The organism is Streptomyces sp. RK9 (assembly GCF_045070545.1).
Lineage (GTDB): Bacteria > Actinomycetota > Actinomycetes > Streptomycetales > Streptomycetaceae > Streptomyces > Streptomyces alboflavus.
This window is the reverse complement of the sequence record NZ_CP173703.1, coordinates 3,151,482-3,167,788: the sequence shown is the minus strand read 5'-3', so window position 1 is coordinate 3,167,788 and position 16,307 is coordinate 3,151,482. Positions and strand designations below refer to the sequence as shown.

15 protein-coding genes and 1 pseudogene are annotated in these 16,307 nt (G+C 71.6%); 1 reads left to right on the top strand and 15 read right to left on the bottom strand.

Annotation, left to right across the window (positions count from 1 at the left end):
• Positions 1-2: 2 nt before the first annotated feature.
• On the bottom strand, positions 3-1,016 hold the full coding sequence (locus tag AB6L24_RS12970; protein WP_380853036.1) for an aspartate carbamoyltransferase catalytic subunit: 1,014 nt from the start codon (positions 1,014-1,016) through the stop codon (positions 3-5).
• A 137-nt stretch (positions 1,017-1,153) separates the two neighbouring features.
• Positions 1,154-1,729 carry a bifunctional pyr operon transcriptional regulator/uracil phosphoribosyltransferase PyrR gene (pyrR, locus tag AB6L24_RS12965; RefSeq protein ID WP_405655199.1) on the bottom strand — a complete coding sequence of 192 codons (576 nt, stop codon included), beginning with the start codon at positions 1,727-1,729 and terminating at the stop codon, positions 1,154-1,156.
• 240 nt (positions 1,730-1,969) lie between these two features.
• Between pyrR and bldD the strand changes: the two genes are divergently transcribed.
• Complete coding sequence (gene bldD, locus AB6L24_RS12960; RefSeq protein WP_016638847.1) at positions 1,970-2,470, top strand: transcriptional regulator BldD; 501 nt, start codon at positions 1,970-1,972, stop codon at positions 2,468-2,470.
• Positions 2,471-2,702: 232 nt separating this feature from the next.
• Here the strand turns inward: bldD and nusB are convergent, their stop codons facing one another.
• The 13 genes and pseudogenes from nusB to AB6L24_RS12895 form a co-directional block, all read right to left on the bottom strand.
• Entirely contained in the window at positions 2,703-3,134 is a 432-nt protein-coding gene (gene nusB / locus AB6L24_RS12955; protein WP_289953505.1) for a transcription antitermination factor NusB, read from the bottom strand.
• A 2-nt stretch (positions 3,135-3,136) separates the two neighbouring features.
• A complete protein-coding gene (efp, locus tag AB6L24_RS12950) occupies positions 3,137-3,703 on the bottom strand; it encodes an elongation factor P (RefSeq protein ID WP_405655197.1) in 567 nt (188 codons plus the stop codon).
• A 52-nt stretch (positions 3,704-3,755) separates the two neighbouring features.
• Positions 3,756-4,862, bottom strand: a complete 1,107-nt coding sequence (locus AB6L24_RS12945; RefSeq protein ID WP_405655196.1) for an aminopeptidase P family protein — start codon at positions 4,860-4,862, stop codon at positions 3,756-3,758.
• 556 nt (positions 4,863-5,418) lie between these two features.
• Positions 5,419-6,431: pseudogene (locus AB6L24_RS12940) on the bottom strand (AAA family ATPase).
• A gap of 159 nt (positions 6,432-6,590) precedes the next feature.
• Positions 6,591-7,682, bottom strand: coding sequence for a 3-dehydroquinate synthase (aroB, locus tag AB6L24_RS12935; protein WP_405655195.1), 1,092 nt, complete (start codon positions 7,680-7,682; stop codon positions 6,591-6,593).
• A complete protein-coding gene (locus AB6L24_RS12930; RefSeq protein WP_405657143.1) occupies positions 7,679-8,161 on the bottom strand; it encodes a shikimate kinase in 483 nt (160 codons plus the stop codon). Before AB6L24_RS12930 ends, aroB begins: the two co-directional genes overlap by 4 nt.
• A gap of 53 nt (positions 8,162-8,214) precedes the next feature.
• Positions 8,215-9,399, bottom strand: coding sequence for a chorismate synthase (gene aroC / locus AB6L24_RS12925; RefSeq protein WP_405655194.1), 1,185 nt, complete (start codon positions 9,397-9,399; stop codon positions 8,215-8,217).
• Positions 9,400-9,576: 177 nt separating this feature from the next.
• Entirely contained in the window at positions 9,577-10,407 is an 831-nt protein-coding gene (locus AB6L24_RS12920; protein ID WP_405655193.1) for a shikimate dehydrogenase, read from the bottom strand.
• Entirely contained in the window at positions 10,404-12,218 is a 1,815-nt protein-coding gene (mltG, locus tag AB6L24_RS12915; protein WP_405655192.1) for an endolytic transglycosylase MltG, read from the bottom strand. The genes AB6L24_RS12920 and mltG overlap by 4 nt, the downstream gene beginning before the upstream one ends.
• 125 nt (positions 12,219-12,343) lie before the next feature.
• Complete coding sequence (gene ruvX / locus AB6L24_RS12910) at positions 12,344-12,808, bottom strand: Holliday junction resolvase RuvX (RefSeq protein WP_030360486.1); 465 nt, start codon at positions 12,806-12,808, stop codon at positions 12,344-12,346.
• A 23-nt stretch (positions 12,809-12,831) separates the two neighbouring features.
• Complete coding sequence (gene alaS / locus AB6L24_RS12905; RefSeq protein WP_405655190.1) at positions 12,832-15,516, bottom strand: alanine--tRNA ligase; 2,685 nt, start codon at positions 15,514-15,516, stop codon at positions 12,832-12,834.
• Positions 15,516-15,869, bottom strand: a complete 354-nt coding sequence (locus tag AB6L24_RS12900) for a DUF6167 family protein (RefSeq protein ID WP_405655189.1) — start codon at positions 15,867-15,869, stop codon at positions 15,516-15,518. Before AB6L24_RS12900 ends, alaS begins: the two co-directional genes overlap by 1 nt.
• Before the next feature lie 7 nt (positions 15,870-15,876).
• Positions 15,877-16,305: a DUF948 domain-containing protein gene (locus AB6L24_RS12895; protein WP_380853015.1), complete on the bottom strand. Its 429-nt coding sequence runs from the start codon at positions 16,303-16,305 to the stop codon at positions 15,877-15,879.
• Positions 16,306-16,307: the final 2 nt, after the last annotated feature.

The following is a 16,307-nucleotide window of genomic DNA, read 5'->3' as shown; positions in this document are numbered from 1 at the left end:
TCTTACTTCTCCTCGTCCGAGAGAACGGTGTGCGCGGGGCGCTCGGTGGCGGGGCGGGTGTGGGTGACGGCGGGCTCGTTGCCGCCGAGAAGCAGGTACAGCACGGCCATGCGGATCGAGACGCCGTTGGCGACCTGCTCGACGACCGTGCAGCGGTCGGAGTCGGCGACCTCGGCGGTGATCTCCATGCCGCGGACCATCGGTCCGGGGTGCATCACGATGGCGTGCTCGGGCATCCGCGCCATCCGCTCGCCGTCGAGGCCGTAGCGGCGGGAGTACTCCCGCTCGGTGGGGAAGAACGCGGCGTTCATGCGCTCGCGCTGCACGCGCAGCATCATCACGGCGTCCGACTTGGGCAGCACCCGGTCGAGGTCGTACGACACCTCGCACGGCCAGTGCTCGACGCCCACCGGGACCAGGGTGGGCGGGGCGACGAGGGTGACGTCGGCGCCGAGGGTGTGCAGCAGGTCCACGTTGGAGCGGGCGACGCGGCTGTGCAGGATGTCGCCGACGACCGTGACGCGCTTGCCGGCCAGGTCCTGGCCGAGCCCGGCGTCCCGGCCGACCAGGCGGCGGCGCATGGTGAAGGCGTCGAGGAGGGCCTGGGTGGGGTGCTGGTGGGTGCCGTCGCCCGCGTTGATGACGGCCGCGTCGATCCAGCCGGAGTTCGCGAGCGTGTAGGGCGCGCCGGAGGCTCCGTGGCGGATGACGACCGCGTCGACGCCCATGGCCTCCAGGGTCTGGGCGGTGTCCTTCAGGGACTCGCCCTTGGAGACGCTCGACCCCTTGGCGGTGAAGTTGATGACGTCGGCGGAGAGGCGCTTCTCGGCGGCCTCGAAGGAGATCCGGGTCCGCGTCGAGTCCTCGAAGAAGAGGTTGACGACGGTGCGGCCGCGCAGGGTCGGCAGCTTCTTGATCGGCCGGTCGGCGACGCGGGCCATCTCCTCCGCGGTGTCGAGGATGAGAACGGCGTCGTCGCGGGTGAGGTCGGCGGCCGAGATGAGGTGTCGCATCATCTGGTGGGCTCCGTAAGGGAATTCAGGTGTGCGGGTGCCCGGGTCGGGGGTGTCCCCCGCGGGGCACGGCGGGCATGCGGGCGCGCGTCGGCTCGCGCACGGACCAGGGCCACGGGGGCCGGTCGTGCGGGAAGGAGCTAGCGCTCGCCGGCCGGAGCGGTCGGCTTGGCACCGAGCAGCACGGCGTCGCGGCCGTCCTCCTCGGCGAGCTGGACCTTGACCGTCTCCCGCAGCGACGTCGGGAGGTTCTTGCCTACGTAGTCGGCGCGGATGGGCAGTTCTCGGTGGCCGCGGTCGACGAGAACGGCGAGCTGCACCGCGCGCGGGCGGCCGATGTCGTTCAGGGCGTCGAGGGCGGCGCGGATGGTGCGGCCGGAGAAGAGCACGTCGTCGACGAGAACGACGAGGCGGCCGTCGATGCCGTCACCGGGGATCTCGGTGCGGGCGAGGGCGCGCGGCGGGTGCATCCGCAGGTCGTCGCGGTACATCGTGATGTCGAGGGAGCCGACCGGGACCTTGCGGCCGGTGATCTCCTCGAGCTTCGCGGCGAGCCGCTGGGCGAGGAAGACACCCCGCGTGGGAATGCCGAGCAGGACCACGTCCTCAGCGCCCTTGGCGCGCTCGACGATTTCGTGCGCGATACGGGTCAACACCCGCGCGATGTCCGGGCCTTCGAGAACGGGCCGCGCGACATCGGAGTCATGCGTGTCCATGTAAAACGGACCTCCTTCTCCGCCTCACGGGACGGACCTTAAAGGACGTCTAAATTGCGCCAACTGCGTCAGCAGCGTTTCTCACGGTACCAGCAACGGCAACGCGGGCCGTCACCACCCCCACGGAAGGGGCCCTCGGACCCATTCGGCTTGACGCAGCCAAGTAACGCTGCGTAACCTCACAGTGAGTCACAAGGAGCGCGGCGGAGCCGCACGTTGTCACAGCGTCCGGGGAGCTATATGTCCAGCGAATACGCCAAACAGCTCGGGGCCAAGCTCCGCGCCATCCGTACCCAGCAGGGCCTTTCCCTCCACGGAGTCGAGGAGAAGTCCCAGGGTCGCTGGAAGGCGGTAGTGGTCGGGTCGTACGAGCGCGGCGACCGTGCCGTGACCGTGCAGCGCCTTGCCGAGCTGGCGGACTTCTACGGCGTTCCGGTGCAGGAACTCCTCCCGGGCACCCCGCCCGGCGGTGCCGCCGAGCCCCCGCCCAAGCTGGTCCTCGACCTGGAGCGGCTCGCCCACGTCCCGGCCGAGAAGGCAGGCCCCCTGCAGCGTTACGCCGCCACGATCCAGTCCCAGCGCGGCGACTACAACGGCAAGGTCCTCTCCATCCGCCAGGACGACCTGCGCACCCTCGCCGTCATCTACGACCAGTCGCCCTCGGTGCTCACCGAGCAGCTGATCAGCTGGGGCGTTCTCGACGCCGACGCGCGCCGCGCCGTGGCCCACGAAGAGGTCTGATTCTCCCAAGGGAGAGTTGAGCAGAAACGTGCCGCCGGGGTGGCCGGAACCGATTGGGTTTCGGCCACCCCGGCGGCGTTTTTGCGGGCTGCCCACAGGCGACATGTCCCCCGGAATCGGTCGGCGCACGGAAAACGCCCGGCCATGCGCGCCGGCGCGGAATGGAAAACGCCGTAGGGCCCGCAGCCAAACGGCTGCGGGCCCTACGGAGTCCGAGAAAAGAGGCGGCGGCCTACTCCCCCCGGCGAAGACTCGGCTTCAGCTCCTTGAAGCGGCCGAGCAGCCCATTGATGAAGGCCGGCGACTCGTCCGTGGAGAATTCCTTGGCGAGCTGGACGGCCTCGTCCAGAACCACCGCGTCGGGCGTTCCGTCGACCCAGACGAGCTCGTACGCGCCGAGACGCAGGATGTTCCGGTCGACGACGGGCATCCGGTCGAGCGTCCATCCGACGGCGTACTGCGAGATCAGCTCGTCGATGCGGGAAGCGTGCTTCTCGTATCCCTCGACGAGTTCCATCGTGTACTCGCTGACCGGCGGCTGCCGGGTGTCGGAGCGCGCGTGGCGCACCCAGTCCGCGAGGACCGTCAGGACGTCTGCACCGCGCTGGTCGGCCTCGAAGAGGATCTGGAAGGCGCGCTTGCGGGCCGTGTTACGGGCGGCCACGGTTAGCTGTTCACCCGGCCGAGGTAGCTGCTGTCACGCGTGTCGACCTTGATCTTCTCACCGGTCGTGATGAAGAGCGGCACGTTGATCTGGTGGCCGGTCTCCAGGATGGCGGGCTTGGTGCCACCGGTGGAGCGGTCGCCCTGGACGCCCGGCTCGGTCTCCTGGATGACGAGCTCGACAGCGGCCGGCAGCTCGACGAAGAGCACCTCGCCCTCGTGCTGCGCGACGGTGGCCTCGAAGCCCTCGATCAGGAAGTTCGCGGCGTCGCCGACGACCTTCTTGTCGATGTGCAGCTGGTCGTAGGTCTCCATGTCCATGAAGACGAAGTAGTCGCCGTCCATGTACGAGAACTGCATGTCGCGCTTGTCGACGGTGGCCGTCTCGACCTTGACACCGGCGTTGAAGGTCTTGTCGACCACCTTGCCGGAGAGCACGTTCTTGAGCTTGGTGCGCACGAAGGCCGGGCCCTTGCCGGGCTTGACGTGCTGGAACTCGACGACGGACCAGAGCTGGCCCCCGTCGAGCTTGAGCACCATGCCGTTCTTGAGGTCGTTCGTGGAAGCCACGGTTGCGGAATCTCCTGGACTGACGTGGACGACCCCGGGGCACGCGCACGCGCTAGAGCGCGAGCAGCTCCTTGGTCGTGATGGTGAGTAGCTCGGGTCCGCCGTCCGCTTCGCAGCGGACGACGAGCGTGTCATCGATCCGGACCCCGCCCCGGCCCGGGAGGTGGACCCCCGGTTCGACGGTGACCGGCACGCAAGCGTCCAGTTTACCCATGGCCGCGGGCGCCAACTGCGGGTCCTCGTCGATTTCGAGTCCGACGCCGTGTCCGGTGCGCGGAGGGAGCCCGTCCGCGTAGCCCGCGGCGTCCAGTACGTGACGTGCCGCGCGGTCCACGTCACGGCAGGCGGCGCCGGGGGTCAGGGCCTCGCGACCGGCCCGCTGAGCGGCGAAGACGAGGTCGTACAGCTCGATCTGCCAGTCCGCGGGCGAGGTGCCGATGACGAAGGTGCGGCCGATCTCGCTGCGGTAGCCGCGGTAGCAGGAGCCGAGGCAGACGGAGAGGAAGTCGCCCTCCTCGACGCGCCGGTCGGTGGGCCGGTGCCCGCCGCGGCCCGAGTTCGGCCCGGTGCCGACGGATGTCGCGAACGCCGGTCCGTCGGCCCCGTGGTCCACGAGGCGGCGCTCCAGCTCCAGCGCGAGGTGCCGCTCGGTGCGGCCCACCAGGATCGACTCCAGGAGCTCCCCCAGCGCCTGGTCGGCGATCTCGGCGGCGATCCGCAGACAGGAGATCTCCTCCTCGTCCTTCACCAGGCGCAGCTGCTCCACGCCCTGCCCGAGGTCCGTCAGGCGCACCCCCGGCGCGACGGAGGCCAGCGCGTGGTGCCGGGCCACGGTGAGGTGGTGCTCCTCCACGGCCAGCGTCTCGGCCCCCTGCGCGGCGGCCTGCCCCGCCCCCACGACGGCCGGATCGCCCCCGGGGGCCTCGAGGACGTGCGCCCGCAGCCCCGCGTCGGCCAGCTCCGTCCCCGGCTCCTCGCCCGGCGGCCGGCCGCACACCAGTACGTCCTCGGTCCGCCCGAGAAGCAGTACGGCCCCGGTCGGCGCCGTGCCCGCGAGATAGCGCACGTTGGCGGGCCGCGACACGAGCGCGGCCGCGCTTCCCCCACCGGCACAGCGCTCCCTGAGCCGCTCCCTGCGCGCGGCGTACACCTCTGACATGGGGCGAGCCTATGAGCGCGGAGGGGGCGCGGCCGGTTCAGCGCGTCCGGATGGGGTCCGCCCACCGCGAGGGCGCCCCGTGTGGCCGGGGCCGGGGTCGGGCCCCGTCAGGGGTACCCCGTGCGCGACCGGGCCCCGTCAGGGGCACCCCGTGCGCGACCGAGCCCCGTCAGGGGCACCCCATGTGCGACCGAGCCCCGTCAGGGGCGCGGGGAACTGCGCGACCAGCCACAACAAAGCCGCAGCCGCATCTGCCGGGATCTCAGCAGACGCGTCTGCGACTTCTCGCGCGCTGAGCGCGCAGTTCCCCGCGCCCCCTACAGGGCGCACCACCCCCGGACGGCGGGGGCCGTCCCAAGAAGCGGCCAGCGATCACGTGTCGCGCCGCACGGGCAGCGGTCGCGGTGACCGTGGACCGCGCCGCGGCCTGCGTGGACTTCGTGTCGCCCCCGGCGAAGCGCTTGCGGGCCCACCCGCAGAGCCGTACCGGCGGATGTGAAGGAGCTTCGGGGACGGGGTGACCTACTCGTGGCTCATGGGCCGGGAGACTCAGGCCTTACCACTGCGGCGGGCTCGCGATCGCGCGGGCCAGGACGTCGTCCAGGAGCCGGGCGGTGGCGGGGACGTCGAGCTGGGAGTTGTCGATGATCGGCAGCCCCGAGCCGTACCACCCGGCCATGCGGCCGTGGATGCGGGCCACCTCTTCGTCGGTGAGCCTGCGGTTGCCGCTGCGCTGGGCGTTGCGCTCCAGGACGACCTCGAGGCCGGGCAGCAGGACGACGGGCAGCAGGCCGGGGCCGACGTGCCGCTTCCAGCCGCCGAGGCCGACCACGGGCCGGTCGGGGAAGACGGCGTCGTCGAGGATGCAGGAGATGCCGTTGGCCAGGAAGTTCCGCGCGGCGAAGCCGCAGGTGCGGCGGGCCAGGCGGTACTGCGCCTCGGAGTGGTCGTTCCAGCCCGACTGGGGGTCGGCGAAGCCCGAGCGCACCCATTCGCGGACGTCGTCGAGGCTGATGTGGGACGTCGGCACGCGCCGGTGCTCGGCCCAGAACTTGGCGACGCTGGTCTTGCCCGCGCCCGCGGGGCCGATGAGGAGCACGGCGAGCGTGGTGGAGCCCGTGTCGGCCCGGGCCGTGCCGGGCGGCGGGCTCGGCATGGCGACGGGGCCGCCGGGCGGGAGCTGGATGTGGCCGGTGGTGTCGCGGGCGGGCGGCGCGGGGGCGTGGTGCGCGGCGGGGCCGGTCTGGGCGTGCCCGGTGGCCGCGGGGTGCGGGGCATGGCCGGGCGCGTGCGGGGCCGGTCCGGGCGCGTGCGACGTCGGGCCCGGGGCGTGCGGGGCCTGCGGCGCCCCCGGTGCGTGCGCGGGCCCGGGGCGTGCGGCCCGCCCGGGACATGCGGGGCCGGTGCGTGCGAGGCGCCCGGTGCCCCGGGCACGGGCGGCGGAGGGGAGCCCGGAGCCGCACCCGGCGGCGGACCGCTCGGGTGGTGTGCGGCCGGGGACCAGCCGGTGGCCGGTCCGTGCCCCGGCTGAGGGGGCGGCGGCAGCGGAGACCCCACTGCGTGCTGCATCCGGTGCCACTCCGTCTCGTACGACTGCTGATGCGGGCGGCAGCCGGGGCCACCCTTACCGAACGGTACCGTCCCCGGCCGATGTTGTGTGAACGGCCGGGGCGGCCGAGAAGTGCCCATGGCTGATTCATTCCGCCCCGAACAGGGCGGAACGGGCGGTCAGTCGGCGACTTCCCCGTACGCGGCGAGCAGCATCGCCGGGTCCGGGCCCTCAAGCACGGTGGGCTTGGCGAGACCGTCGAGGACGATGAAGCGCAGCAGGTCACCGCGGGACTTCTTGTCGACCTTCATGGTCTCCAGGAGCTTGGGCCACTGGTCGTAGCGGTAGCTCAGCGGCAGCCCGACGGACTCCAGGACGGTGCGGTGACGGTCGGCGGTCGCGTCGTCGAGGCGGCCCGCCAGGCGGCCGAGTTCGGCCGCGAAGTGCATGCCGACGGCGACGGCGGCGCCGTGCCGCCACTTGTAGCGCTCGTTCTTCTCGATGGCGTGCGCCAGCGTGTGCCCGTAGTTGAGGATCTCGCGCAGGCCGGACTCCTTGAGGTCGCCGGAGACGACCTCGGCCTTGACCTTGATGGAGCGCTCGATCAGCTCGGAGGTGTGCGGCCCCGCGGGCGTGCGGGCCGCCTCCGGGTCGGCCTCGATGAGGTCGAGGATGGCCGGATCGGCGATGAAGCCCGCCTTGATGATCTCCGCGAGCCCGGAGACATAGTCGTGCACCGGCAGCGAGTCGAGCGCCGCCAGGTCGCAGAGCACGCCCGCGGGCGGGTGGAAGGAGCCCACCAGGTTCTTGCCCTCGGCGGTGTTGATGCCGGTCTTGCCGCCGACCGCCGCGTCCACCATGCCGAGCACGGTCGTCGGCACGGCGATCCACCGCACCCCGCGCAGCCACGTCGCGGCCACGAACCCGGCCAGGTCGGTGGTGGCACCGCCGCCGACGCCCACGATCACGTCGGTGCGCGTGAAGCCGGACTGGCCGAGCGCCTTCCAGCAGTACGCGGCGACCTCGGCGGTCTTGGCCTCCTCGGCGTTGGGCACCTGCACCGCCACGACCTCGTAGCCCTGGTCGGCCAGGTCCTGGCGCAGCGCGTCGCCGGTCTCGGCCAGCGCCTCGGGGTGGATGACGGCGACGCGCTTGGCGGCGTCGCCGATCAGGGCGCCGAGTTCACCGAGCAGCTGCCGCCCGACGAGCACCTCGTACGGCTCGGTGCCCGCCGTGCCGCCGACGTGGATGCGCGTCACTGCCTCGCTCATGCTTCTTTCAACTCCAGTGCGTCGAGGACCGCTTCCGCGACCTCTTCGGGGGTGCGGTCGTCCGTGGCGACGACGGCGCGGGCGACTTCTTCGTACAGATGGCGGCGCGCGTCCATCAGCTCGCGCCACTGCTTGCGCGGGTTGACCAGGAGCAGCGGCCGGGCGGCGTTGAGCCCGACCCGGCGGACCGCCTCCTCGACGTCCATCGCGAGGTAGACCACGGGCAGGCCGCGCAGCAGCGCGCGCGTGCCCTCGTCGAGGATCGCGCCGCCGCCGAGGGCGAGGACGCCGTCGTGCCCGGCGACGGCGGCCCGCACCGCCGCACGCTCACGCTCGCGGAAGTACGGCTCGCCCTCGTCGAGGAAGAGGTCGGCGATCTCGCGGCCCTCGGCGGCCACGATGTCGGCGTCGGTGTCCCGGTAGGCCACGCCGAGCCGGTCGGCCAGGAGCGCGCCGACCGTGGACTTGCCCGAGCCCATGGGGCCCACGAGCACGACGCGCGGCCCGCTCACCGGTCCGGTCGCGTCGGCCGTCACCGGATCTGGAGGTTGTCGAGGTACGAACGGACGTTGCGGCGGGTCTCGGTGACGCTGTCGCCGCCGAACTTCTCCGCGACCGCGTCCGCGAGCACCAGCGCCACCATGGCCTCGGCCACGATCCCGGCCGCGGGGACGGCGCAGACGTCGGAGCGCTGGTGGTGCGCCTTGGCCGCCTCGCCGGTGGCCACGTCGATCGTCGCGAGGGCGCGCGGCACGGTCGCGATGGGCTTCATCGCGGCGCGCACCCGCAGCAGCTCGCCGGTGGAGAGGCCGCCCTCGGTGCCGCCGGAGCGGCCGGTGGCGCGCTTGACGCCGTCGGCGGTGGCGACGATCTCGTCGTGCGCCTGCGAGCCCGGCACCCGCGCGAGGTCGAAGCCGTCGCCGACCTCGACGCCCTTGATCGCCTGGATGCCCATGAGCGCACCGGCGAGCCGCGCGTCGAGGCGCCGGTCCCAGTGCACGTGCGAGCCGAGGCCCACCGGCACGTCGTACGCGAGCACCTCGACCACACCGCCCAGGGTGTCGCCGTCCTTGTGGGCCTGGTCGATCTCCGCGACCATCGCCTTCGACGCGTCGGCGTCGAGGCAGCGCACGGGGTCGGCGTCGAGCTTCTCGACGTCGGCGGGGGTCGGGTACACGCCGTACGGGGCCTTGGCCGCGGCCAGCTCCACGACATGGCTGACGATCTCGATCCCGGCCGTCTCCTTCAGGTAGGAGCGGGCGACCGCGCCGAGGGCCACGCGGGCCGCGGTCTCGCGGGCGGAGGCGCGCTCCAGGATCGGCCGGGCCTCGTCGAAGCCGTACTTCTGCATGCCCGCGAGGTCGGCGTGGCCGGGCCGGGGGCGGGTCAGCGGGGCGTTGCGGGCCAGGTCGGCGAGGACGCCGGGGTCGACCGGGTCGGCCGACATGACCTGCTCCCACTTGGGCCACTCGGTGTTGCCCACCATGACCGCGACGGGCGAGCCCATGGTCAGGCCGTGCCGGACGCCGCCGATGAACGTGACCTCGTCACGCTCGAACTTCATCCGGGCGCCGCGCCCATAGCCGAGGCGCCGCCGGGCGAGGTGGTCCGCCACCATGTCCGTGGTGATCGGGACGCCGGCCGGAAGGCCCTCCAGCGTCGCCACCAGTGCGGGTCCGTGGGACTCCCCCGCGGTCAGCCAGCGCAACCTGCTCAACGGTGCTCCTCATGCTCGCGCCTGGAACTGCTTGCGGCGCGACCGGGTGCGCGGCCCTGGCCCGCCACCCCGATCCTCCCACGTCTGGGGGCGTGACCCGGCGCCCGGTCCATCTGACGGACGCCAGGACGGGGGTCGGGGCGACACCGCGGCAGCCCGCGCCCCGTCCTGCGGCCGTCAGCGCCCCGCGAGCGCCCGCTCCCCCGCCTTGCGCATCACGTCGAGCGGTCCGGGCGTCCGCCCCGTCATCTGCTCGACCTGAAGCACCGCCTGGTGCACAAGCAGGTCGAGCCCGCTGACGACGGCGCCGCCGTACGCCGACCAGCGCGCCGCGAGCGTCGTCGGCCAGGGGTCGTACAGCACGTCGAAGAGCGTGGTGGGCCGCTCCGGCACGGCGTGGGACAGCGCGTCCGTGGTGCCCGCCGGGGTGGTGGCGATGACGAGCGGCGCGTGCAGGGCCCGCGCGGCATCCGCCCAGTCGGCGGTGCGCACCTCGACGTCGAGCCGCTCGCCCCACTGCCGCATCTCGGCGGCGCGGGCCTCGCTGCGTACGTACGCGACGACCTCGCCGGTGCAGATCCGGGCGAGCGCGGCCAGGGCGGAGGACGCGGTGGCGCCCGCGCCGAGGATCGCGGCGGACTCGACCTGCTCGATGCCGCGCTCCCGCAGGGCGGCGACCATGCCGGGGATGTCGGTGTTGTCGCCGGTGAGACGCCCGTCGCCGGTCCGCACGACCGTGTTGACGGCCTCCACGGACGCGGCGGTGTCGCTGACCGAGTCGAGCAGCGGGATCACGGCGCGCTTCAGCGGCATCGTGAGGGAGAGCCCCGCCCACTCGGGCCCGAGCTGTTCGACGAACCCGGGCAGCGCCTCCTCGTCGACCTCGAAACGGTCGTACGACCAGTCGTCGAGGCCGAGTTCGGCGTACGCGGCGCGGTGCAGCACCGGGGAAAGGGAATGAGCGATGGGCGAGCCGAGTACCGCGGCCCGCCGGTTGTTGACGCTCACTGTCCGTTCTGCTCCTTCAGGTATTTCTCGCGGTTCCGGTTCTGCTCCTCGTTCGTCTCCGCGAAGAGCGTCTTGTCTGCGCTGACGGAGACGAAGTAGTACCAATTACCCTTCGCCGGATTCAGCGCGGACTTGATCGCGACCTCGCCCGGGTTCCCGATCGGCCCGGGCGGCAGGCCCTTGATCTTGTAGGTGTTGTACGGGTCCTTCAGCTTGCGGAGCTCGTCGACGGAGCCGATGGCGAGCTTGGACTGACCCTTCAGGTAATTCACCGTCGAGTCGAAGTCGAGGAGTCCGTACGTCTCGGTGTTGCCGGGCTTCAGTCGGTTGTAGACGACCGTCGCGACCTTCTCGAAGTCGTGCTTGTACTTGCCCTCGGCCTGCACGAGGCTCGCCACCGTGACGACTTCGAGCGGGTTCTTCAGACCCAGCTGCGAGGCCTGTTCCTCGACGCCCATCGCGTCGTACTTGGCGGTGGCTTCGGCCACCATCTTCCGCAGGACGTCCGCGGGCTTCTGCCCCTTGGCGACGGGATAGCTGGCGGGGAAGAGGAAGCCTTCCAGCGGGTCCATGGCCTCGCTGGACATGTTGGCCGTGGCCCACTTGGGGAGGCCGAGACTCTTCCATTCCTTGTGGGCGATGTCCTTCGTGGTGCCCTTCTTCAGCTGCAGCCGCTCATCGATCTGGCTGTACACGCGCACATTTCGCGTACCTTCCGGAATGATGAGGTTGCTACGGCTCTTCGGGCTGAGCATCAATTCTACGGCGGACGCGGCCGACATCTGTTTCTTGAGGGTGTAGACGCCCGCCTGGATCTTCTGTCCGTCCGGGTTCTTGCCCTGCGCGGAGACGAATGCGTCGACGCTCTTGACGACCCCGGCGGCCTTGAGCCGATTGCCGATGTCATAGCCGCCGGAACCCTTTTCGATGGTGACGGTGACATTCGATGCGGTGCCGTCGCCGGAATAGTCGGGGGCCGTGCCGAAACGATCCTGGTAGAACTGGTAGCCGAAGTAGCCGATGCCGCCGAGGCCACCGGCGAAGACCACGGTCACGACCAGGCAGGCGCAGCCGCTGCGGCGTTTCTTGGGTTTCTTGCCGCCGCGCCCGCGCCGGTCGCCGCGACCGGAGCCGCGCCCCGGTTCGTCGTCGTCCTCGTCGGCGCCGTCCGCGAAGAAGGCGTGCTCGCCCTGGTCGGGCCCGGGGTCCCAGTCGGTCTCGGGCTCCGGTTCGGGCGCGGGGCGCCGACGTCCCGGCGGCTCGGGCGGCGGGTAGGCCTCCGGCGTGCCGTAGTAGTCGGGGCGCTCCTCGGCGTAGGACCCGGGCTGGCCGCCGTAGGGGTCCACCGGGTCGCCGCCGTACGGGACCTGGCCGTGCTGTCCGCTGTCCCAGCCGCCGTCGCCGGGCCGGCCGCCCCCGCCGCCGTACTGTGCCTGGGCGGGCGCGTATCCCTGCTGGTCATAGCCCTGCTGGTCGTATCCCTGGGAGCCGTAGGCCTGCTGCTGGCCCGAGTTCCAGTCGCCGTAGGGAGCCTGCTGCTGCGGATGCTGGGGCTGCTGGGCCCCCTGAGAGTGGGGCTGCTGGTGCGGGTACTGCCCTTGCTGCGGGTGGTGCTGGTGGTGCGACTGCTGGGGGTGCTGCTGGTGCGGCTGCTGCTGGTGAGACTGGTGCGGCTGCTGGGAGTGGTACTGCTCCTGGCCGCCGTAGGGGGACGAGCCGTCGGCCTGCTGTCCTCCCCATCCGCCGTCCCCGTACAACGGGTCCTCGGGATGCCACGGTTCGGAGCCTGGGCCCCGGCCATACTCAGTCATCGATCCCCTACGAGCCGCGAGGCGGGGGCCGCCGGCTGGATGTCAGGGCAACCGTTCCGCCTCTTGATGCTGTGCGGCAGCTGTTCGAACGCCGCCGCATCGCGCGGAACGTTACCGTATCGCGATCAGATGACCACTTCGACGCCCTCGCCGGGGGCCCTTCCTGACGCCCGTTCGGACTCCAGCGCCTGCTGCAGGATCACGACGGCCGCCGCCTGATCGATGACAGACCTGCCCTTTTTGGACTTCACACCGGAGGCGCGCAGGCTCTGACTGGCCGTCACTGTGGTCATCCTCTCGTCCACGAGTCTCACCGGAACGGGGGCGATCCCGGCGGCGAGCTCCTGGGCGAAGCCGCGGACCTTCACGGCGGCCGGGCCCTCGCCCCCCTTGAGGGAGCGAGGGAGCCCGACGACGACCTCGATCGGCTCGTACTCCTCGACGAGTTGCCGCAAGCGACGCTGCGCGGCCGGGACGTCGCGTCCCGGCACGGTCTCCACCGGTGTGGCGAGGATCCCGTCGGGGTCGCACGAGGCGACCCCGATCCGGGCGTCCCCGACGTCGATCGCGAGCCTGCGCCCGCGACGGATGCCTTCGGTCATCGGGACGGGCTTCAGACCGTCTCGGTGACGAGGCGCTCGACGGCGGCGACCGCGTCGCCGATGGCGGCCACGTTCTGGCCGCCGCCCTGGGCGACGTCCGGCTTGCCGCCGCCTCCGCCGCCGAGGGTCTTGGCGGCGGTGCGCACCAGGTCACCGGCCTTGAGGCCGCGCTCGCGCGCGGCCTCGTTGGTGGCGATGACCGTGAGGGGCTTGCCGTTGGCCGAGGCGAACAGGGCGACCACGGCCGGGCGGTCGCCCGCCCCAGACAACTGATTCAGCCGGCCGCGCACGTCGAGGACCAGCTTGCGCAGGTCGTCGGCGCCGGTGCCGTCCGGGACCTGGCCGGTGACCAGGGCGACGCCGTGGACGTCCTTGGCGCCCTGGGCGAGACCGGCGGCGGCCTGAAGCACCTTCTCCGCGCGGAACTTCTCGATCTCCTTCTCGGCGTCCTTCAGCTTGGCGAGCATGCCGGAGATCTTCTCGGGCAGCTCCTCGGGACGGCCCTTGACCAGCTCCTGGAGCTGGGCGACGACCGTGTGCTCCTTGGCCAGGAAGTTGTACGCGTCGACACCGACCAGGGCCTCGATGCGCCGCACGCCCGAGCCGATGGAGGACTCGCCGAGCAGCTTGACCAGGCCGAGCTGGGCGGTGTTGTGCACGTGGGTGCCGCCGCACAGCTCCTTGGAGAAGTCGCCGATGGTGACGACGCGCACGCGCTCGCCGTACTTCTCGCCGAACTCGGCGATGGCGCCCTGCTTCTTGGCCTCGTCGATCGACATGACCTCGGCCTGGACGTCCAGCTCGCGCGAGAGCACGTCGTTGATCCGCTGCTCGACGTCCGTCATCACGGTCGTGGGCACGGCGGACGGCGAGCCGAAGTCGAAGCGGAAGCGGCCGGGCTGGTTCTCGGAGCCGGCCTGGGCGGCCGTCGGGCCGAGCGCGTCGCGCAGCGCCTGGTGCGTGAGGTGCGTGGCGGAGTGGGCGCGGGCGATGGCGCGGCGGCGGTGGGAGTCGATCGAGGCCCACACCGGGGCGCCGACGGTGATCTCGCCGACCTGCACGACGCCCTTGTGGACGTGCACGCCCGGCACCGGCTTCTGGACGTCGCGGACCTCGACGACGGCGCCGCTGTCCAGGCGGATGCGGCCGGTGTCGCCGATCTGGCCGCCGCCCTCGGCGTAGAACGGGGTGCGGTCGAGGACGATCTCGACCTCGTCGCCCTCGGTGGCCGCGGGCGAGGACACGCCGTCGACGAGGAGGCCGACGATCACGGCCTCGTTCTCGGTGGCCGTGTAGCCGGTGAAGTCGGTGGCACCGGCGTTGTCGGCGATCTCGCGGTAGGCGCCGAGGTCGGCGTGGCCGGTCTTCTTGGCCTGGGCGTCGGCCTTGGCGCGCTCCCGCTGCTCCTTCATCAGGCGCCGGAAGCCGTCCTCGTCCACGGTCAGGCCCTGTTCGGCGGCCATCTCCAGGGTGAGGTCGATCGGGAAGCCCCAGGTGTCGTGGAGCAGGAACGCCTTGTCGCCGGGCAGCACCGTGGAACCGGCGGCCTTGGTGTCGGTGACGGCGGTGTCGAGGATGTTCGTGCCGCCCTTGAGGGCCTTCAGGAAGGCGGCCTCCTCGGCGAGGGCGACGGTCTCGATGCGCTTGCGCTCGGTGAGCAGCTCCGGGTACTGCTCGCCCATGGTCTTGATGACCGTGTCGACCAGCTCGGCGACGACAGGGCCGGTGGCGCCGAGCAGGCGCATGTTGCGGACGGCGCGACGCATGATGCGGCGCAGGACGTAGCCGCGGCCCTCGTTGCCGGGCGTGACGCCGTCGCCGATGAGCATCACGGAGGTGCGCATGTGGTCGGCGACCACGCGCAGCGAGACGTCCGTGCCGTGCTCGGCGCCGTAGCGCACGCCGGTCAGCTCGGTGGCCTTGTCCATGACGACGCGCAGGGTGTCGGTCTCGTACATGTTCTGTACGCCCTGCAGGATCATGGCGAGGCGTTCCAGGCCGAGGCCCGTGTCGATGTTCTTCGACGGCAGGTCGCCGAGGATCGGGAAGTCCTCCTTGCCCGTGCCGGCGCCGCGCTCGAACTGCATGAAGACCAGGTTCCAGATCTCCACGTAGCGCTCGTCGTTGACGGCCGGGCCGCCCTCCTCGCCGAACTCGGGGCCCCGGTCGTAGTTGATCTCCGAGCACGGGCCGCAGGGTCCGGGGACGCCCATGGACCAGAAGTTGGGGCCCATGCCGAGGCGCTGGATGCGCTCGGCGGGGACGCCGATGACGTCGCGCCAGATGCGCTCGGCCTCGTCGTCCTCCTTGTAGACCGTGATCCAGAGCTTCTCCGGGTCCAGGCCGTAGCCGCCCTTGTCCTGGGGCGAGGTCAGCAGCTCCCAGGCGAGCTGGATGGCGCCTTCCTTGAAGTAGTCGCCGAAGGAGAAGTTGCCGCACATCTGGAAGAACGTGCCGTGCCGGGTGGTCTTGCCGACCTCTTCGATGTCGGGCGTGCGCACGCACTTCTGCACGCTGGTGACGCGGGGGGCGGGCGGCTTGGCCTCGCCCAGGAAGTAGGGCTTGAAGGGGACCATGCCCGCGGGGACGAGGAGCAGCGTCGGGTCGTCTGCGATCAGCGACGCCGACGGCACGACCTTGTGCCCACGCTCCTCGAAGAAGCTCAGCCAGCGGCGGCGGATTTCAGCCGACTCCATCAGTGGTCCTCATTCCGGTTGTACGAGTACGTCGTGTCCGTCGACTTGGCGAGGGACTTGGGGTTCTTCTTGGTCACGGGCTCGACGAGCGCGAAGCGACGCTGTGCGGGCAGTTCGGGGTCGACCGGGGCGTTCACGCCGAGGGCCTCGCCCAGCTCGGCCTCGCGCTCGGCCATGCCGTCGCGGACGTCGAGCGCGAAGTCCTTGAGCCGGTGGCCCGCTTCGAGTGCCTTGTCGGCGGCCCGGGCGGCGAGGCTCTCCGGCGTCAGCTGCTTCAGCTTGCGGTTGACCTTGGTGGTGGCCCAGACGCCGGCGGCTGCGCCCGCGGTGAACCAGAACGTACGTCGGAACATCGCTGCGTCAGTCCTTCTTCCGCTTGCCCCGCCGTGCGGACGGGAGGGTGCGGCCCACGATCACCGTACGACGTGACGGCTTGGCGGGCACTTCCTTACGACTGAGGGCCTGGCGCACTCCGTAGCCGAACGCCGCCACCTTGACCAGGGGGCCGCCGAAGGTGGAGGCCACGGTCGTGGACAGCGCCGACGCGTTCGACGTGACTTCCTGGACATCCGTGGCGATGGCGTCCACGCGGTCGATCTGGGTCTGCGCCGAGCGCACGGCCGTCGAGGCGTCGGCGAGCAGCGGCACCGCCTGCTCGGTCACGTCCGCGACGAGCTTGGTGGTCGCCCTGAGCGTCTGCGCGAGCCTCGCCAGCGCCACGGCCAGGAAGGACACCAGAATCGCCCAGAAGACGGCCACCAGGATCCCGGCCACCTCGCCACCGGACACCG